14 protein-coding genes are annotated in these 19,094 nt (G+C 75.9%); 5 read left to right on the top strand and 9 right to left on the bottom strand.

Annotated features, from left to right (window positions below; translation table 11 throughout):
• Window positions 1–255, top strand: a 255-nt coding sequence (locus Sya03_RS24875) for a hypothetical protein (protein ID WP_373316100.1), incomplete at its 5' end; no start/stop codon positions are given.
• On the opposite strand, the gene Sya03_RS24870 is transcribed toward Sya03_RS24875, so the two are convergent.
• From Sya03_RS24870 to Sya03_RS24860, 3 genes are read right to left on the bottom strand one after another with little or no spacing between them, the layout of a single operon-like run.
• On the bottom strand, window positions 256–921 hold the full coding sequence (locus Sya03_RS24870; protein ID WP_203940833.1) for a hypothetical protein: 666 nt from the start codon (window positions 919–921) through the stop codon (window positions 256–258). It abuts the gene before it with no gap.
• Between the two features lie 18 nt (window positions 922–939).
• Window positions 940–1,575, bottom strand: a complete 636-nt coding sequence (locus tag Sya03_RS24865) for a hypothetical protein (protein ID WP_203940832.1) — start codon at window positions 1,573–1,575, stop codon at window positions 940–942.
• Window positions 1,576–1,589: 14 nt separating this feature from the next.
• Window positions 1,590–2,183 (bottom strand): helix-turn-helix domain-containing protein, encoded by a 594-nt coding sequence (locus Sya03_RS24860; RefSeq protein WP_203940831.1) that lies wholly within the window; start codon window positions 2,181–2,183, stop codon window positions 1,590–1,592.
• Between the two features lie 86 nt (window positions 2,184–2,269).
• Here Sya03_RS24860 and Sya03_RS24855 point away from each other — a divergent pair, with 86 nt between their 5' ends.
• Window positions 2,270–2,935 carry a class I SAM-dependent methyltransferase gene (locus Sya03_RS24855; RefSeq protein ID WP_239107817.1) on the top strand — a complete coding sequence of 222 codons (666 nt, stop codon included), beginning with the start codon at window positions 2,270–2,272 and terminating at the stop codon, window positions 2,933–2,935.
• Window positions 2,936–3,090: 155 nt separating this feature from the next.
• Here the strand turns inward: Sya03_RS24855 and Sya03_RS24850 are convergent, their stop codons facing one another.
• The 6 genes from Sya03_RS24850 to Sya03_RS24825 all read right to left on the bottom strand — a co-directional run bounded on the left by Sya03_RS24850 (window position 3,091) and on the right by Sya03_RS24825 (window position 11,329).
• Window positions 3,091–5,193, bottom strand: a complete 2,103-nt coding sequence (locus Sya03_RS24850; protein WP_203940829.1) for a S8 family serine peptidase — start codon at window positions 5,191–5,193, stop codon at window positions 3,091–3,093.
• 244 nt (window positions 5,194–5,437) lie between these two features.
• Window positions 5,438–6,214, bottom strand: coding sequence for an AfsR/SARP family transcriptional regulator (locus Sya03_RS24845; RefSeq protein WP_275411482.1), 777 nt, complete (start codon window positions 6,212–6,214; stop codon window positions 5,438–5,440).
• 803 nt (window positions 6,215–7,017) lie between these two features.
• Window positions 7,018–7,722 carry a hypothetical protein gene (locus Sya03_RS24840; RefSeq protein ID WP_203940827.1) on the bottom strand — a complete coding sequence of 235 codons (705 nt, stop codon included), beginning with the start codon at window positions 7,720–7,722 and terminating at the stop codon, window positions 7,018–7,020.
• 1 nt (window position 7,723) lies between these two features.
• Complete coding sequence (locus Sya03_RS24835) at window positions 7,724–9,796, bottom strand: M91 family zinc metallopeptidase (protein ID WP_203940826.1); 2,073 nt, start codon at window positions 9,794–9,796, stop codon at window positions 7,724–7,726.
• Window positions 9,796–10,119, bottom strand: a complete 324-nt coding sequence (locus Sya03_RS24830; RefSeq protein WP_203940825.1) for a hypothetical protein — start codon at window positions 10,117–10,119, stop codon at window positions 9,796–9,798. The genes Sya03_RS24835 and Sya03_RS24830 overlap by 1 nt, the downstream gene beginning before the upstream one ends.
• 61 nt (window positions 10,120–10,180) lie before the next feature.
• The gene (locus tag Sya03_RS24825) at window positions 10,181–11,329 is read right to left on the bottom strand and encodes an acyl-CoA dehydrogenase family protein (protein WP_203940824.1); all 1,149 of its coding nucleotides are present in this window, start codon (window positions 11,327–11,329) and stop codon (window positions 10,181–10,183) included.
• 194 nt (window positions 11,330–11,523) lie between these two features.
• On the opposite strand from Sya03_RS24825, the gene Sya03_RS24820 reads away from it, so the two are divergent.
• The 3 genes from Sya03_RS24820 to Sya03_RS24810 form a co-directional block, all read left to right on the top strand.
• Entirely contained in the window at window positions 11,524–12,963 is a 1,440-nt protein-coding gene (locus Sya03_RS24820; protein WP_203940823.1) for a UDP-glucose dehydrogenase family protein, read from the top strand.
• Between the two features lie 197 nt (window positions 12,964–13,160).
• Window positions 13,161–18,191, top strand: coding sequence for a zinc ribbon domain-containing protein (locus Sya03_RS24815; protein ID WP_203940822.1), 5,031 nt, complete (start codon window positions 13,161–13,163; stop codon window positions 18,189–18,191).
• The coding region (locus tag Sya03_RS24810; protein ID WP_203940821.1) for a phosphotransferase enzyme family protein at window positions 18,192–19,094 on the top strand (903 nt) is incomplete at its 3' end.

Below are 19,094 nucleotides of genomic sequence, written 5' to 3'. Positions count from 1 at the left end.
ACCACAACCCTGCCGGCCGCCGCGGCCGAGGACCCGACCACGACGCTGCCGGCCGCCGGGGACGATCCCACCACCGCCCTGCCGGGCGCGACCGTGGCCCCGCCCGCAGGTGACTCCCGCGACGACGGTGACGACGGTGACGACGGGGACGACCCCACCACCATGCTGCCGGCGGCGATCCCGGCGCAGCGCACCGACGAACCCGCCGACGGCGAGGTCACCCGGGTCATCACCCCGCAGAAGCGGTCCGCCTGACTACAGCTCCTCGGGGCGCGCGCACACCAGGTGCTGCCGGTCGTTCTGGCCCAGCAGGTAGAGGGCCTTGCGGGCGTGGGCGGGCGCGGTCCCGTCGGCCGCCGTGTACAGGCCCGGGGCGGCCGAGGCGCTGGGCCGCGACATCGGCTGGTGGTCCGCGGCGCGGCCCACGCCGACGCAGAAGATGACACGGTCCGGCTCGTCGGGCAGGGCGAGGGCGGGTTCGAAGGCGGACGCGTACGGGTGGGAGAGGCGCAGCGGCAGCCGCACCGTGGCCGTGCCGGACACCTCGGTGCCGGTGGCGAGCACCGTGCCGTACTGGCTGTGGTAGCGGGCCAGGCCGACGTTCGGGGCCGGTCCGAGCAGGCGCTGCGACACCTCGACGGTGCGGGAGTCCCGCGGCACCACCCACGCCCCCTCGTCCGCCGAGGAGCCGGACCCGTCGTCGCCGGCCATGGTGCCGGAGAAGACGGCGATGTCGCGCGGCTCGTCGTTGCGCAGGGTCCAGGCCCAGGTCAGGTGCCCGGGCGCGCGGGTGAACGTGGTGGTCAGCGTCGCGGCGACGGGCGGGCCGGCCGGGTCGGGCAGGGTGTGGCGGTCGTCGGCGGTGCAGGCGGCCGCGCCGAGGACGGCGGCGAGCGCGAGCAGGGCGGCGGGTGAGCGCATCCCCCTACGACGGCACGGTCACGGCAGCCGTTCCGGGGGTGCGCAGACGAGATGCTGCGGTACGTCGGCGCCGTGCGCGTACACCTGGGTGCGGGCGCCGGGCACGGCGCTGGGGTCCGCGGGCCCGCCCGACGGGCGCGCGGCTGCCGGCACGTCGGCGGGGCGGGCGACGCCGATGCAGAACACCACCCGCTCGCGGACGTCGGGCAGCCGCAGCGGCGGGTCGAAGGCGGTGCCGTACGGGTGGGTGAGCGTCAGCGGGTACGGCACGGTGACCCGCCCGGACAGCGTGGCGCCGGGCGGCAGCACGGTGCCGTACTGCAGGTACGACCGGTGCGGCCCGCCGGTGGGCGGCGCTGCGAACAGCCGCTGCGCGACCTCGACGGTCGTGCCGTCGCGGGGCACCACCCACGCCTGCGGCGACGGCGACTCGGCGAGGGGGTTGTCGTCGGCGGGGTCGCCGTTGAAGACGGCCAGCTCGGTGGGCTCGTCGTTGCGCAGGACGTAGTCCCAGCTCAGCGCGGTGGGCGTGCGGGTCAGCGTCGCGGTGAGGAAGACGGACCGGACGGGCCCGCCGGCGGCGGGCAGCGGCCCGGCGGGCGCGGCGCACGCCCCGGCGGCGACCAGCAGCAGGGCGGCCAACGCCGCCGGCACGGCTCGCACCCCGGTCAGCCCTGCGCCCTGGTGCGGGGCTGGGCGCGCAGGTGGGCGCGCTCGCCCTGCTGACCGAACAGGCTGAGGAACTCGACCGGCCGCGGCTCGGCCGCGCCGAACCAGTGCGGCACCCGGGTGTCGAACTCGGCCGCCTCCCCCGGCTCCAGCACCAGGTCGTGCTCGCCGAGAACGACGCGCAGCCGGCCGTCGAGCACGTACAGCCACTCGTACCCCTCATGGGTCTTCGGTTCGGGATGCCGCCGGCTGCTCGACGCGGGGATGATCAGCTTGTACGCCTGGATGCCGCCGGCCCGCCGGCTCAGCGGCAGCATGGTCATGCCGTGCCGGGTGACGGGGCGCAGGTGGATGCGCGGGTCGCCGGTGGGCGGCGCCCCGACCAGCTCGTCGAGGGTGACGCCGTGTGCCTTGGCCAGCGGCAGCAGCAGTTCGAGGGTGGGCCGCCGCGACCCGGACTCCAGCCGCGACAGGGTGCTCACCGAGATGCCGGTCGCGGCCGACAGGTCGGCGAGCGTGGTCTCGCGCTGCTTGCGCAGGGCCCGCAGCCGCGGACCGACGGCGCCGAGCGCCTGGTCGAGGTCGTCGTCCATGTCGTCGAGTTTGCCACGGTGGCAAAGATGTTTGCGGTTCCGGGGTGGCCGACCCCATGCTCGGGACCGGACGAGAGGAGACGTGGGTGTCCGAGGACTTCGACCGCGCGTACTGGGAGAACCACTACCGCGACCACGGGACCGGCGACGCGGGGAACGACCCCGCGGCCACGCCGGCGGCCGGGCACGGTCACGGGGCCGGGCACGGTCATGGGGCCGGGCACGGTGGGGGGCGGCAGCCGAACCCGCAGTTGGTCGCCGAGGCCGCCGACCTGCCGCCCGGCACCGCCCTGGACGCCGGCTGCGGCGAGGGCGCCGACGCCCGCTGGCTCGCCGCGCGCGGCTGGCGGGTCACCGCCGTCGACATCTCCCCCACCGTGCTGCGCCGCGCGCAGGAGCACGCCGGGTCCGGCGGGATCGACTGGCTGGCCGCCGACCTCACCGAGTGGACCCCGCCGGAACGGCGCTTCGACCTGGTCACCACCCACTACGTGCACGCCACCGCCGACGTGTTCGGCCGCCTGGCCGCCGCGGTCGCGCCGGGCGGCATCCTGCTGGTCGTGGGCCACGCGGCGCCGGAGGACGGCGGCCACGACGACCACGCGCCCGGCTCGCACATCACGGCCGAGCAGGTGGCGGCCGGACTCGACCCGGCCGGGTGGGAGATCGCCGTCGCGGAGACCCGGACGAGGCCCGGCGGGCGGGGCGGCACGCTCCGCGACGCGGTGCTGCGGGCCCGGCGGACCGGCTAGAACGGCACGGCACGGCGCACGCCGGGTGCCGCCGGTCGCCCGCGCCGTGCAGAACGCGGCGCCGGGCGGCGCAGTCGCGCGCCCGGCGGGAGCACAGCGCGCACAGCGTGGGCCCCGCCGGTGCCGGCGGGGCCCACGTCCTGCTCAGGAGACGGTCACCAGAGGCTGCCCGGCAGCGGCACCTCGGCGCCGACGCCGAACCAGTCGTGCCACTTCGTCGCCGCGCCGAAGGCCGTACCGGTGGAGCGGCTCACGAACGCGTCGCCGGTGGTGCCGCGGCTGAAGGACACGATGTCGTCCTTGCCGTCGCCGGTGAAGTCGCCGACGCCCGGGACCGCGGTGCCGGCCGCGAACGCGTCGTTCCAGCGGACCGACGTGCCGACGAAGTCGCTGCCGTTCGACGTGGCCACGTAGACGTTCGCCGACGTGCCGCGGGTGAAGGTGGCGATGTCGTCCTTCTTGTCGCCGTTGAAGTCGCCGACCAGCGGCAGCTCCGAGCCGGCGGCGAACCAGTCGTGCCACTTGTCCGACGTGCCGACGAACGAGGTGCCGTTGGACAGGGCCACGTACACGTTGGCGCTGTCGCCGCGGGTGAAGGTGGCGATGTCGTCCTTCTTGTCGCCGTTGAAGTCGCCGACCAGGGGGATCTCCCAGTTCGCGGCGAACCAGTCGTGCCACTTCACGGCCGTGCCCACGAACTTGCTGCCGTTGGACAGCGCGACGTAGACGTCGGCCTCGGCGCCGCGGGTGAACGTGGCGATGTCGTCCTTGCCGTCGCCGTTGAAGTCGCCGACCAGCGGGGTCTCCGCGCCGACCGCGAAGGAGTCGTGCCACTTCACGGCGTCGCCGACGAACTCGCTGCCGTTGGAGAGCGCCACGAAGACGTTCTTGGCGCTGCCGCGGGTGAAGGTGACGATGTCGTCCTTCTTGTCACCGTTGAAGTCGCCGACCAGCGGGATCTCCGCGCCGACCGCGAAGTGGTCGTGCCACTTCACGCCCGTGCCGGTGAAGCCGGTGCCGGTAGAGGTGGCCACGTACACGTCGCCGGCGCCGCCGCGGGTGAACGTCACGACGTCGTCCTTGCCGTCGCCGTTGAAGTCGCCGCGGCTGCTCGACAGGCCGTCGTTGCCCGCCATCAGCAGGCGGTTCGGGGTGCCGGTGCCCGGGTTGGTGATGACGTCCGGGGTGGCCGTGTCGACGATGTGCTCGCTGACCTGCGCCGGGGTGGCGCGCGGGTTGCGCTCCAGGAACGCGGCGACCGCGCCGGCGACGTGCGGCGCCGCCATCGACGTGCCGGTCATCGTCGCCGTGGCGGTGTCGCTGGTGATGCCCGCGGAGATGATCGAGCGGCCGGGGGCGTACAGGTCGACGCAGGTCCCCCAGTTCGAGGTGGTCCACTGCGCGTCCGCGGAGGTCGAGTTCGCCACGGTGAGGGCGTTGCGGACCCGGGCCGGCGAGTGGTCGCACGCGTCGTCGGTGTCGTTGCCGGCGGCGAGCACGACCGGGATGCCGGCGTTGATGGCGCGGTTGGCGGCGGCGTCGACCGACGCGCTCGCGCCGCCGCCGAGGCTGGCGTTGATGACGGCGGGGCGCTGCGCGTTCGCGACGACCCAGTCGAAGCCGTCGATGATGACGTCCCAGGGGCTGCCGCCGCTGCACCCGAAGACGCGGACGCCGTGCAGGCGCACGCCCCGCGCGACGCCGGACGTCGCGCCGCCGACCGTGCCGGCGACGTGCGTGCCGTGGCCGTTGCAGTCGTCGCCGTTGCGGCCGTCGCCGATGAAGTCGGCGTCGCGGGTGGCGCGGTTGCCGAACTCGTCGTGGGTGCTGCGGATGCCGGAGTCGATGATGTACGCGTGGACGCCCGCGCCGCGCTCCGGCGACGTGAACGTCTCGTTGAGCGGCAGGTGCGGCTGGTCCACCCGGTCCAGGCCCCAGGACGGCGGGTCCAGCTGCACGTCCTGCATGTGGGCGACGGAGTTCTGCTCGACGAGCGCCACCGTCGGGTCCTTGCTCAGCTCGCGCGCCTCGGCGGCGGACATCCGCACCGAGAAGCCCTTGAGCGCCGGGTACACCCGGGACAGGGTCCCGCCGAAGCGGGCCGCCAGGGCGCCCGCCCGCTCGGTGCCCTCGGTGCCGTTCAGCATGACGATGTAGCTGTCCGCCACCCCGTCGACGACGGCCGCGCGGAACTTCGGCGCCGGGCCCGGGTCGGGCGCCGGGGCCGCCACGGCCGCCCCGGCCGAGACGCCTGCCATCGCGATTCCCAGCGCCCCCGCGAGCACGCCTCGTCTGGTCCTCGACAACACGGATGAGCCTCCCCTTCTCGATCCCTGACCGCGTCCGGCGGGTGCCGGCGGGTCGGGCTGCACGAAGGATGGTGGGCATGCCGCGGCGCGAAGACCTTGAGAAAATCTTGAATTTGTCCGGTGTGCACCGGTGTTCGCGCGATGGGGAGACTGCGGTCGTCCGGACGGGCGGCGGACCTGCCCGCAGGACGAATCAGGGCTGCCCGACCGCCAGCACCGGGTCGGCGCGCCGGATGCGTTCGTGCAGGTCGCGCAGGCGGCGGCCGGGCGCCGCCCCCTCGGCGGCCGCCCGGTCGGCGACCGCGCGGTACTGCCGCCGCGCCTCCGCGGGCAGCCCGCACCGGTACAGCGCCAGCATCAGCTGCTCGACGAGGCGCTCGTCGTCCGGCCGCGCCGCGACGGCGTCGCGCAGCACGCGGACGACCTCGGCGGGCCGGCCCGCGGCGAGGTGCACCTCGTTACGCGCCATCAGCACGGCCACCCGCTCGTCGTCCAGGGTGGCCCGCACGCTGCCCGCCCACGGACCGGCCAGCCCGGACAACGCCGTCCCGCCCCACAGGGCGAGGGCCGCGTCCAGCGCGGCCGCCGGGTCGGGCGCGGCGTCCGCGGTGGCGGCCAGGCGGCGGAAGCGGTGCACGTCGACCCGGTCGCGGTCCACGTCCAGCAGGTACCCGCCGGAGCGCCGCAGCAGCGGCACGCCCGCCGGGCCCAGCGCCCTGCGCAGCCGGCAGACGTAGCTGTACAGGACGTTGAGGGCGCCGTCCGGGGGGTCGTTGCCCCACACCCGGTCGATCAGGCCGGCGGCCGGCACGACGGCGCCCGCGTCCATGAGCAGGACGGCGAGGACACACCGCTGCTTGGCGTGCCCGACGACGAGCGGCCCGTCCGGACGTACGCCTCGACCGGTCCGAGAAGCCGGAACTGCACCGCGACCCCCATGCGGCAGCACCGGTCCGGCCGGCGCCGCCATCGCCCACCACATCGCGCCTGAGGGTAGCGGCGGCCCGCCGCCCACCCCTCGATGGCCCTCGATATCTGCCGGTGCCGCCGGAAGACATCACGTGGTCACCCGCGGCGACCGCGCTACAGACTCTCCGGTGCGGCGCAGGCCAGCTACTGCCGGTCACCCGCGCCGTGCAGGTACCGGGCCTTACGCGCGCCGGGCGGCGCCGGCCCGTCCGGCGGGGCGTACAGCGTCGCGGGCGCCGCCGACGGCCCGCCGGGCCGTCGCCGGCCGTCTCGATCGGGACGGGCGGGGTGAGGTCCCGGGCGCGGCCGACGCCGAGGCAGAACACCACCGACCGCGGGTCCTCGGGCAGCTGGAGCGGCGGGTCGAAGAAGGTGCGGTACGGGTGGGACAGGGTCAGCGGCAGCGGCGCCCGGGCGCTGCCGGACAGCGTCGCGCCGGGCGGCAGCAGCGTGCCGTATCGGGTGGACGGGCGGGCCAGCCCCACGTTCGGCGGCTGCTCGAACAGCCGCTGCGACACCTCGACGGTCTCGCCGTCGCGCGGCACCACCGACGGCGCGTCCGTGTTGGACAGTCCCGGGCCCTCGCTCTCGCCGGGGCCGCCGCTGAACACGGCCACCTCGCCGGGCTCGTCGTTGCGCAGGGTCCACGTCCAGGTGAGGGCTCCGGCGTCCGCGCGAACGTGGCCGTCAGCGTGACCCCGATCCGCGGGCCCGTCGTGTGGGGCAGCGACGGCGCGCCGGCGGTGCACGCGCCGGCGGCGGTGACCAGCGCGGCGATCGGCGCCGCCGCGAGGACGCGCCGCGTCACAGCGGCTGGGGCGGCGCGCAGACGAGGTGTTGCCGCTCGCCGCTGCCGTGCACGTACCGCGCCTTCCGGGCGCCGGGCGGCGCGGCGCCGTCCGGCGACGCGTACAGCGTGCCGGCGCTCGCCGCCGGGGTGGGTCCGTCGCCCGCCGGCGTCTCGAACGGCCGCGGCGGGAACCCCTCGGCCCGGGCGACGCCGATGCAGAACACCACCGACTCCGGGTCCTCGGGCAGCCGCAGGGGCGGGTCGAAGGACGTCCGGTACGGGTGGGCCAGGCGCAGCGGCAGGGACACGGTCGCGGTGCCGGCGAGGGTGGTGCCTGCGGGCAAAACCGTGCCGTACTGCGTGGACGGCCGCGCCAGCCCCACGTCGGGCGGCTGTGCGAGCAACCGCTTCGACACCTCCACCGTCGTGTCGTCCCGCGGCACGACCCACGCGGTGGGCGAGTTCGACGACCCGCCGCCGGCGCCGTCCTCGTCGGCGGAGTCGCCGCTGAACACGGCGATCTCGGCCGGCTCATCGTTGCGCAGCGACCACGACCACGTCAGGGCGTCCGGGGTGCGGGTCAGGGTGGCCGTCAGGGTGGCGGCCACCGTCGGGCCGGTCCGGTCGGGCAGCGGTGGCCCGTCGTCGCCGGAGCAGGCCACGGCGGTGGTGAGCAGCGCGACGACCGGTGCGGTCGCGAGGACACGGCGGATCCGCATCTCAGTACACCGGCCGGCGCGGCGCGCCGAGTTCGTCGCGGAGGCCGTTCTCCGAGAACTCGACCGGGTGCCGCGGATCGATCTGGACGGGTGTGCCCGGGTCGCCGTCGTGGTCGATCGGCAGCCCGGCGGCGACGCGTTCCCGGTTCGGCACGTCCGGGTTGTCGGAGCCGGTGTACTGGCCGTCGGCGAGGGTGTCGTTCGCGTAGTCGTACACGTGGGCCAGCTCGTGGTAGAGGATCGTGACCGGCGGTCCGTCGTGGAGGGTGTCGAACGACGGGTTGTACTTGATGCCGTACTCCTCGCCCCAGAACGTGCCTCTCGACGTGGCCTCGCCGTTCTCCTTCGTCATCTCGGAGATCGTGAGGCCGTTGCCGTCGTAGAACCAGTGGCCGCTGTCCTCGCCGGCCTTCTGCAGGTTGGCGAGCATCTGCTGGCCCGTGGGCGAGGCGCGCAGCAGGTCGAGGTCGGCCTCGACCCGGGCGACGAAGTCGGGTGACCCGGTGACCTTGATGAAGTCGACGTCGTCGGAGATCTCCACGTTGACGACCTTCTCGGCGCCGGTCACCGTGTCGTCGCTCTGCCCGAACACCTGGTCGTTGCCGCCGCCGGCGGTGACGGTGTCGCGGCCCCAGCCGGAGTAGGACCTGTCGTCGCCGGTGCCGCCGAGCAGCGTGTCGTCGCCGCGGCCGCCCGAGAGCATGTCGTTGCCCGCGCCGCCGGCGAGGCGGTCGTTGCCCTGGCCGCCCTCCAGGTAGTCCTGGCCGGAGCCGCCGTCGACGGTGTCGTCGCCGCCCATGCCGTAGACGGTGTCGTCGCCGAGGCCGCCGCGCAGCTGATCGTGGTCGTCGCCGCCGTCGAGGTAGTCGCGCCCGTCGCCGCCGTCGACGGTGTCGGCGCCGCCGCGGCCGTAGAGGTTGTCGCGACCGTCGTTGCCGCGGATCGTGTCGGTGCCGTCCTGGCCGTCGAGGGTGTCGTCGCGTTCGCCGCCCTCGATCACGTCGTCGCCGCCGCCGCCCGTGACGTAGTCGTTGCCGAGGCCGCCGTACAGGCGGTCGGCGCCGTCGCCGCCGTGCATGTGCTCCTGGAAGATCTTGTTCGCCTCGCGCAGCGCCTGCGCCTCGTCCGCGGTCGGCTCGCGGCTGGCGCCCAGCGTGAGGCGGTCGTCGCCGCCGCGGCCCTCGACGTGGTCGCGGCCGTCGTGGCCGAGGATGCGGTCGGCGCCGTCGCCGCCCTTGAGCACGTCGTCGCCCTCGCCGCCGAGCAGGGTGAGCCGGACGCGGGTGCCCGGCTCGACGTCGACCGTGTCGTTGCCCTGGCCGGCGCGGATCGTGACGTGGTAGTGCGGCGGGAAGGTGGTGCTGACGCCGTTGACGGTGACGATCTGCTCGCCGGTGCGCGGGTCGACGCGGACCTGCACGGAGTCGTTGCCCGGGCCGCTGTTGAGGACGACCGACTCGCCGTCGTAGATCCAGTTCGTGCCGCGCGCCTCGGGCGGGAGCGTCCAGCCGTCGTCGCGGCCCTGGGCGACGCCGTCCCACACGCCCGCGAGGCTCTCGATCTCGCGGCGGGCCGCCTCCAGCTTGCCGTTCTGCGCGACGAGCTCGCCGTCGAGGTCGGCGCGGATGCGCTGCGCCTCGGCGATGGCCGTGTTGATCGGCGGGATCTCCTCGGGGGTGCGCGGGGCGAACGTGACCCGCATGCCGGCGACGGTGGTGGGCACGGCGGCGCGGACGCGGGCGAGCGAGTCGGCGAGCCCGGACTGGGCGGTGGTGAGCGCGGCGGCGGACGCGGCGAGCGCGGCCGCGAACGCGCCGGCGCCCTCGACCACCTCGTCGACGCCGCGGCCGAGCTTGGCGCGCTGGTCGTGGTAGGTGTCGGCGGTGTCGCCGGCCCACGCGTCGCCGCGCAGCGGGGCGGCAGCGGTGTCGACGGCGTCGCGGGCGGCGTCGGCGGCGCGGGCGAACGTGCGCCAGCCCTCGGCGGCGCGGCTCACCGCGCCCGGGTCGGCCTCGAGGTCCCACAGGTTGTCGAGCGTCACCGGGTCGGGCGGCGGGATCTGGGGCGCGGTCATCAGATGCCCCCCGGCCGCTGCGGCAGGCGGGCGGCGGCGTCGCTGTCGGCCTGCTGGTAGGCGAACGCGACCCGGTAGAGCCGGTCGACGTCGCCCTCGTAGACGGTGACGAGGCGGCGCCAGGTGGTGTCGGTGGCGGCCGCGGCGCCGTCGGAGCCGGCGGCGAGGGCCGGGCCGGCCTGCGAGTTGCCGAACGCGGCGCCGGGCGCGGCCACGACGCCCTGCGCCGCCGACCAGCCGTCGGTCATCGCGTCGGCGCCGGCCAGGGTGGCCTTCGCCAACCGGACGATCGCCTCGGGGTCGGCACGAACCTCATCCGCCATGCCCGGCACGCTAGCAACTCACAGCGACCCCCCGCCGCCCCGTCACCGTCCCCTGTGGATATCAGTCCTTGAGGAGCTGGCGGGCCATGACGATGCGCTGGACCTGGTTGGTGCCCTCGTAGATCTGGGTGATCTTCGCGTCGCGCATCATCCGCTCGACCGGGTAGTCGCGGGTGTAGCCGTAGCCGCCGAGGAGCTGGACGGCGTCGGTGGTGATCTCCATGGCGGCGTCGGAGGCGAAGCACTTCGCGGCCGCGCCGAAGTAGGTCAGGTCGGCGTCGCCGCGCTCGCTCTTGCCGGCCGCCACGTAGGTCATCTGGCGGGCCGCCTCGAGCTTCATGCCCATGTCGGCGAGCATGAACTGCAGGCCCTGGAACTCGGCGATCGGCCGGCCGAACTGCTTGCGCTCCTTGACGTAGCCCAGGGCGAAGTCGAGGGCGCCCTGGGCGATGCCGACGGCCTGGGCGGCGATGGTGACGCGGGTGTGGTCGAGGGTCTGCATGGCGGTGGCGAAGCCGGTGCCGGGCTCGCCGATGATGCGGTCGGCGGGGATGCGGACGTTGTCGAAGTAGACCTCGCGGGTCGGGGAGCCCTTGATGCCGAGCTTCTTCTCCGGGGCGCCGAAGGAGACGCCCTCGTCGCCCTTCTCGACGACGAACGCGCTGATGCCGCGGGAGCGGGCGGACGGGTCGGTGACGGCGAACACGGTGTAGTACTCGCTGACGCCGGCGTTGGTGATCCAGCGCTTGGCGCCGTTGAGCACCCAGGTGTCGCCGTCGAGCACGGCCCGGGTGGTCATGCCGGCGGCGTCGCTGCCGGCCTCGGGCTCGGACAGGCAGTAGGAGAACATGGCCTCGCCGGCGGCGACGGCGGGCAGGTAGCGCTGCTTGAGCCCGGGGGACGCGGCGAGCAGCAGCGGCATGGTGCCGAGCTTGTTGACGGCGGGGATGAGCGAGGACGACGCGCAGGCGCGGGCGACCTCCTCGATGACGATGGCGGTGGCCAGGGCGTCGGCGCCCGCGCCGCCGTACTCGGCGGGGATGTGCGGGGCGTGGAAGTCGCTCGCGCGCAGCGCCTCGTAGGACTGCTTGGGGAACTCGCCGGTCTCGTCGGCCTCGGCGGCGTGCGGTGCGACGCGGGCGTCGCAGACCTCGCGCACGGCCTCCCGGATGGCCTGGTGGTCATCCGGCAACCGGTATACGTCGAACATCGCACTGCCCCCTGTCTGACCTGCCTCGCCGTCACCCTACCGGTCAGTAGCTTAACGGACCACAAAACGCGGGTGGGCGATGCGGCGGACCGCGATGGACCATGAGAACGTGTAGCCTCCACCCCCGGCGCAGCCGCGCCGGTCCACCCGCGCGACGCGAGACATGCGCCGCCCGTGCGAGCGGAGTCGCAGGCGTGACGATCCCGTACCCGACCAGCCAGCCCGTGCCGTCGTTCCCGGCGGTCAGCGTGCCGTCCGGCGCGCCGCGACCGCGGCTGAGCTTCCTCGGCACCGGCTACCTCGGCGCCACGTACGCGATCTGCTTCGCCGAGCTGGGCTACGAGGTCATCGGCTTCGACATCGACGAGGCGAAGATCGCCAAGCTGGCGGGCGGCGCGGTGCCGTTCCACGAGCCGGGCCTCGACGAGCTGCTGCGCCGCAACCTGCAGTCGGGCCGGCTGCGCTTCTCCACCAGCTACGCCGAGACGGCCGACTTCGCCGACGTCCACTTCATCTGCGTGGGCACGCCGCAGCGGGCCGACGGCATGGGCGCCGACCTACGCTACGTCGAGGCGTCGGTGACGAATCTCGCGCAGCACCTGAGCCGCAAGGCGCTGATCGTCGGCAAGTCGACCGTGCCGGTCGGCACCGCCGAGTGGATCGAGCAGCTGGTCAGCAAGCACGCCCCCGCGGAGCTGGGCGTCGAGGTGGCGTGGAGCCCCGAGTTCCTGCAGGAGGGCTTCGCCGTCGAGGACGTGCTGCGGCCCAACCGCATCGTCGTCGGCGTGAAGTCCGACTGGGCCAACGGCATGCTGTACGCGGCCCACAAGGGCGTGTTCGACCTGGCCGCCACCGAGGACCGCGAGGTGCCGCTGGTCGTCACCGACTTCGCGACCGCCGAGCTGGTCAAGGTCGCCGCGAACGCGTTCCTGGCCACCAAGATCTCCTTCATCAACGCGATGGCCGAGGTGTGCGAGGTCGCCGGCGGCGACGTGACGCAGCTCGCCAAGGCGATCGGGTACGACCCGCGCATCGGCAACCGCTTCCTGCAGGCCGGCGTCGGCTTCGGCGGCGGCTGCCTGCCCAAGGACATCCGCGCGTTCCAGGCCCGGGCGCAGGAGCTGGGCGCCGGCGAGGCGCTGCGCTTCCTGCACGAGGTCGACCTCATCAACCTGCGCCGCCGCACCCGCGTGGTGACCCTGGCCGCGGAGCTGCTGGGCCGCCGGCACGGCCCGGCCGGCCCGGACCTGTCCGGCACCCGCATCGCCGTGCTGGGCGCCGCGTTCAAGCCCAACTCCGACGACGTGCGCGACGCGCCGTCGCTGGCGGTAGCGGCGGCGCTGGCCAAGGCGGGCGCCGACGTGCGCGTCTACGACCCGGAGGGCATGGGCAACGCCCAGCTGGCCCAGCCGGACCTGACGTACACGGGCTCGATGGTCGAGGCCGTCACGGGCGCCGAGCTGGTCTGCGTGCTCACCGAGTGGGCCGAGTTCCGCAACGCCGACCCGGTGCAGATCGGCGAGCTGGTCGCCAACAAGCGCGTCATCGACGGCCGGAACTGCCTGGACGCCACGCTGTGGGCGCAGGCCGGCTGGCAGTACCGGGGCATGGGCCGCCCCCAGCCGCGCGCCTAGCACGCCGCGGGTGCAACCCGCCTGACATGCCCGGATCGTGACGGGGAACACCTCCGGCCCGCAGTTTCGGTGGATCTCCACCCGTGTGGGGCTGTTCAACGCGGTGTCATGTGGGCATGCTTCCTCCTAGAGCGCGCGATGTGCCGGGGTCGCGCGCCCGGGGTGTCGGCTCGACCCGGTCGCGTCGAGGAGGTCCCATGGCGCTGGTCCCCTGCTCGAACTGCGGCCGCCCGATCAACCCGTCGGTGCGCTGCCCGCACTGCGGCACGGTCAACGCGCTCGACGACGAGCTGGCCCGGATCGAGCGGTCCATCACCGAGATGAACCTGCGCGACATGGCCATCGTCAAGGAGCGCTCGCAGCTGGCCAGCAAGCTGCAGGCGGCCCGGTTCCAGCGCGACATCCTGGCGCACGCGAACGCGGAGCGCGCCGCCCAGCAGGGCCAGCGCACCCGCCGGGTCCGCCGCCGCCGGCCGACCGGCGCGATGCCGCCGGGCGCCGTCCCGCCGGGTCCGGTGCCGCCGAGCGGGGTGCTGGGCGACGGCGTCACCGCGCTGCTCGACGACCCGCCGCCGACGGACCGCAGCGTCCCGCCGCCGCCCGAGGTCGACCTCGCGGCCGAGCCCGCGCCGGAGGCGTCGTCGCGGTCGGTGCAGAACATCATGCTGGCGCTGAGCGTGCTGCTCATCGGCGTGTCCGCGGTGGTGTTCGCCTCGTTCGCCACCAGCGGCCTGAACGCGCTGGCCCGCGCCACGATCCTCGCGATCGCGGCGGTGGCCGCCCTGGCGCTCGCGCCGGTCATCTCCCGGCGGGAGCTGACCACGACCGCCGAGACGGTCGCGGCCGTCGGCCTCACCCTGGTGCCGCTGACCGGGTACGCCCTGCACGGCGTCGACGCGCTTGGCGGCGGGGTCAGCGAGCAGCTGTTCCTCGGGCTGACGTTCCTGGTCACGGCCGTGGTCGCGTTCGGCTACACGGGCACCGTCCGGCTGGCCGCGCCGCGCTACGCCACCGTGCTGGCCGTGCAGCCGGTGCCACCGCTGCTCGCGTACGACCTGATCGAGAGCCCGGCCGGGTGGGCCGCGGTGCTGACCGCCGTGGCCGTGATCGACCTGGTGCTGCTGACCACGCTGATCCGCCGCGGGCGCCGCCTGGAGCCGGAGTGGCCGGAGACGGTGCCGCTGCCCCCGGACGACCCGGACCACGACGCGCACGAGCGTTTCGAGTCCGCGCCGGAGGAGCCGGACCTGGTCATCGGCACGCTGACCCCGCCGCGGGCGTCGCGCTGGCGCGGGGTGCGCTGGCTGACCGGCCCGCGGCCGGAGGGCGCCCCGCCGCCCGGCACCGAGCCGCCGGTGGCGAGCCAGTCGCCGCCGTCCGCGCGCTGGCTGCGAGAGCTGACGTTCACGCTGCTCGCGGCCGCCGTCGTGGTGGCGCTGTTCTTCGCCACGGCCGCGCTGACCGGCGCCGACGTCACGTCCGACGCGCTGCGCTCCGGCCTGCTGCTCGTGCTCGCCGCGGTGGTCGGCGTGGTGGCGGCGCACCTGCTGGACAACCGCACGATCCGCTCGGCCGCCAACGCCGTCCTGGTGCTGTCGATCATCGGCGCGGCCGCCCGGGTCGCCGCCGTCGGCGCCCCGGCGTGGACGTTCGCCGTGACCGCCGCCGCGATCGCCGTCACCGGCGCCGCGGTGCGGCTGCTGCCCGACGGCGAGCGGCGCGCACCGCAGTACGCGTCCGCGGCGGCGCTGGCCGTCGTGGGCGTCGTGGTGGCGCTGGACGTGCTGGGCGCGGCGGTCGCCCCGGTGCGGGCGGCGCGCCCGGTGTGGCAGATCGACCCGGCCCTGTACGCCGACCGGATGGCCGCCGCCGACACCGGCGGCTGGCAGCTGGTGGTCAGCGGGCTGCTGCTCACGCTGGCCGCCGCGCTGGCGCTGCCCCGCGAGTACCGGCACGCCGGCGCCGTGGCGGGGGTGGCGCTGACCGCGCTGGCCGTGCCGGCGTCGATGCAGCTGAGCTGGACCGAGGCGCCGTGGCCGCTGGTGGTGGCCGCGATCGGCCTGGGGGTGGCGGGCCTGGCGGCCGGCGACCGGCGGGCCGCGGTGGCGCACATCGCCGCCGCCGGCGTGGTCGGGCTGTTCGGCGCGGGCGCCGCCCTGGCCGCCCCGTGGCTGACGGCGGCCGCGCTGACCGCGATCACCGGCGCCGGCATCATGGTCGCGCTGGTCGCGCGCCAGCTGCCCACCCGCCTGTACGCCTGGCAGGTCGGCGACTGGGCCGCCGGGGCGGCCGCCCTGGCGCTGCCCGGCGCGGTCGCCGCGGCGGGCGTGGCCGCCCAGGCCACCGGCGGCGCCACGCCGCCCGCCACCGAGGACGTCACCGTGCCGGTGATGGCGGTGTCGTTCGTGGCCGTGGCCGTGACGCTCGCCTACGCCGCCGTCAGCCAGGTGGCCCGGCGCGAGGTGAGCACCCCGCTGACCGTCGGCACCGGGCTGGGCGCGCTCGCCGTCACGGTGGCCGCGTTCCGGGCGCCCGGCGCGACCGCGCCCGACGTGTGGGTCGGGGCGCTGCTCATGGTCGCCGCGGTGCTGCTGTTCTTCGCCCCGACCATCGACGCGAACCGCCGCTCCGACCGGATGGTCGACGGCCCCGACGTGGCCGCGGCCGCCGCCACGGTGGCGATCATCGGCGCGCTGGCCCGGGTCGTCGCGCTGGCCTACCCCACGGCGACCCTGGTGGCCGCCGCCGCGGTGGTGCTGATCGTCGCGTTCGGCGTGCGGGCGCTGCCCGCCGACTGGCGCCGCGGCCCGGTGCTGGGCGCCGCGGCCGGCGGCGTCGTCATCCTGACGCTGGCCGGCTGGCGGGCCGGCGCGGACGGGCTGCGCATCCTCGGCGCGCCCGGCCCGCTGTGGGCCTCCGACGTGGACGCCGTCACCGGCAGCGGCGACTGGCAGGCGCCGGTCGCGCTGGTGCTGCTGGCGGTCGCCGCCGCGGCCGCCCTGCCCCGGCCGTGGTCGTCGTGGACGTCCGGGCTGGCCGCCGCGCTCGCCACCGTCGGCGCGCCGGCCGCGTTCGGGCTGCCGTGGTGGGCGCCGCTGCTGCTCGGCGGCGCGGTCGCGCTCGGCTACGGCGTCGCGTCCACCGCCACGAGCGACCCGCGCGCCGCCGCGGCCCGCGCGTCCGTGGCCGGCGTGGTGTCCGTGCACGCCGTCGCGGTCGGGCTGGTCCGGCCGTGGAGCACCGGCATCGCCCTGCTCGTCATCGTGGTCGTCTGCGTGGTGGTGGCCGCGCTGGCCAAGACCGCCCCGCAGAGCGAGGCCGTCGCCGAGTTCGACGACGAGGTCCTCGACCTGGCCCTCGACGACACCGGCATGCCGCGGCACCTGGCCCAGATCGGCGGCGCCGCCACGGCGGGTGCCCTGATCGCGCTGCCGGGCGTGTTCGCCGCGCTGACCGCCGGGCAGGGCCGCACCGCCCAGGTGGTGCTGACGGCCGCGCTCGCCGCCTCCGCGCTGTGCCTGGCGGTGCTGGCGCTGTTCAGCCGCTACATCGCGCAGTACCTGCCGTACGCGACGATCGGCCTGGTCGGCGGCGCCACCGCCACCGCGCTGGCCTCGCTGCCCACGAACCACCCCACCGCCCTGTACGCGGCCGCGGCCGCCCTGCTCGGGGTCATCGCCGAGCTGCTGCGCGGCGCCGTCCGCGCGCCGTCGCTCGCCGCCGCCCCGGAGACCGTCCGGGTCGGCGAGCGCCCGCGCTGGTACCCGGGCGCCTCGGAGCGCCGCTGGACGCTGATCCGGCCGCTGACCCTGCGCGACCGCTGGTCGGTGGACCCGGCCACCGGCGCCGTCGCGGTGGCGGCGCTGCCGACCGCGCTGGCGCTGGCGTCCATCGCACCCGCCCTCAAGGCCGCCCTGGTCGACCCGCTCGGCCAGCTGGGCGCCGTGTGGGAGGGGCCGATCCCGGCGCTGGCCGACCCGGCGCTGGCGGGCCGCGTCGACGGCACCAGCGTGCTCGCCGCGGTGCTGCTGACGATCGCGGCGGCGCTGGCCGCGCTCGGCTTCGGCGGCCGCCCGGCCGAGACCGTGCCGGTGGTGCTGCCCGGCCTGGCCGTCACGCTGCTCATCACCCCGGTGGCGCTGAACGCCCCGTGGCCGGCGTCCACGACGGCGGGGCTGGCCGTCTTCACGCTCGCCATGCTCGGGCTGGCCCTCACCCCGCCGCCGGTCGACCTGCACGCGCCGATGCTGCGGTTCACCCGCACGGCGGTGTTCGTCATCGGCCTGCTCGCCGGCAACGCCGGGCTGGCCGGGGCGCTGGCGGAGCGGCGGCTGACCCTGTTCACGCTGGGCAGCGCCGTCGGCGTCGGCCTGGTCGCCGCGATCGCCGGCCGGTCGCAGCGGGCCCGCATCCTGGGCTGGCTGTTCGCCGCGCTGATGGCGCACGGCTTCGTGCTGACGCTGGGCGAGAGCGCCGGCTACCCGAACGCGTGGACGGCGTTCGGCGCCCTCGCGGTCGGCGCGGGCCTGCTCATCCTGGAGGCGACCCTGCCCCGGCTGGGCCGCCCCGAGCACCTGCGCGAGGCCACCGTCGTCGAGTGGGCCGGCTACGCGTCGGCGCTGCTCGCGCTCGCGCTGGCGTACGACTCCCCCAGCCACCTGGCGGCGCTGTTCGCCGCGTGGGGCGCCGTGCTCGGCCTGTCGGCGATCCGGCCCAGCCGGGCCCCGTCGGAGCGGCGCACCCTGTTCTGGGTGTCGGCCGGCTTCGAGGTGGTCGCCCTGTGGCTGCTGATGACGGTGTCCGATGTGGCGCTGCCGGAGGCGTACACGCTGCCGTTCGCGGCCCTGGCCCTGGGCGTCGGCATCTTCGAGGCGCGGCACCGCCCCGACCTGAGCAGCTGGGCGGCGTACGGCCCGGCGCTGCTGGCGGCGTTCGTGCCGACCATCGGCATCGTGCTGACCACCGACAGCGGCGACGTGCGCGAGGTGCTGCTGCTGCTCGGGGCGGTGGCGACGCTCATCGTCGGCTCGAAGCTGCAGCAGCAGGCCCCGGTCGTGGTGGGCGCGGCGGCGACGACCATCGCCGCGCTGCACTTCAGCGTGACGCTGGTGGGCCCGTGGCTGGTGCTGCTGCCGCTGGCGGTCCTGCTGCTGTTCCTCGGCGCCACCAACGAGAACCGGCGGCGCACGCAGGAGCGGCTGCGCGGCGCCCTGGTCCGGATGCGCTAGGTGCGGCTGCTGCCGCTCGCCCGGGCGGCGTTCGGCTGGGACGCGGACGTCGCCGTGACCGAGGGGCCGCGCGGCGCCCTCGGCCGGGTGTGGCGGGTGGACACCGGCCGGGCGGTGTACGCGCTGAAGGAGATCTTCGCCGACCCGCCCGACCCGCAGCGGGTGGCCGCGGAGGTGGCGTTCACCCGGCGCGCGGCGGCGGCCGGGGTGCGGGTGCCGCTGAGCCACCCGGACGTCCACGGCCGATACGTGACCCCGGCGCCGGACGGCGCGGCGCTGCGCCTGCACGACTGGGTGGACGTGCGGCCCGTGGACCTCGCCGCGGCGGCGACCCCGGGGCGGCTGGGCGAGCTGCTGGCCCGGCTGCACCGGTGCGCCCCGCCGGCCGCGGGCGAACCGGTCGACGACTGGTACGAGCGCCCGCCGCCGGACGCCGCGTGGGCCACCCCGCCGGCCGGCCTGCCCGCGCTGACCGCCCTGGTCACGCCGGCCGACCCGGCCCGGCTGATCGTCTGCCACCGCGACCTGCACCCCGGCAACGTCCTGGAGGACGCCCGCGGGGAGCTGGTGGTGCTGGACTTCGACGACCTCGGCCCGGCCGACCCGTCCCGGGAACTGGCCGGGGCGCTGTTCGACTGGTTCTGCGACCCGGCGCCCGACCTGGCGGCGATGCGGGCGGCGCACGCCGCGTACGTGGCCGCGGGCGGCCCGGGCCGGGTCGCCGCCCCGGCGGACTTCACGATGCTGGTGGCGAGCCGGCTGAACTTCCTGCTGCGGCAGACGCGGATCGCCCGCGACCCGGCGGCGGACCCGGAGCACCGGGCGTGGGCGCGTGCCGAGATCGAGGAGGCGCTGCGCATCCTGCCCACGCCGGCTCACCTGGCCGCCGCGCTGGCGGCGACC

This window comes from Spirilliplanes yamanashiensis (assembly GCF_016863475.1).
GTDB classification, from domain to species: Bacteria; Actinomycetota; Actinomycetes; order Mycobacteriales; family Micromonosporaceae; genus Spirilliplanes; species Spirilliplanes yamanashiensis.
Note: the sequence above shows the minus strand (reverse complement) of the source record. Positions and strands in the feature narration are given on the sequence as shown.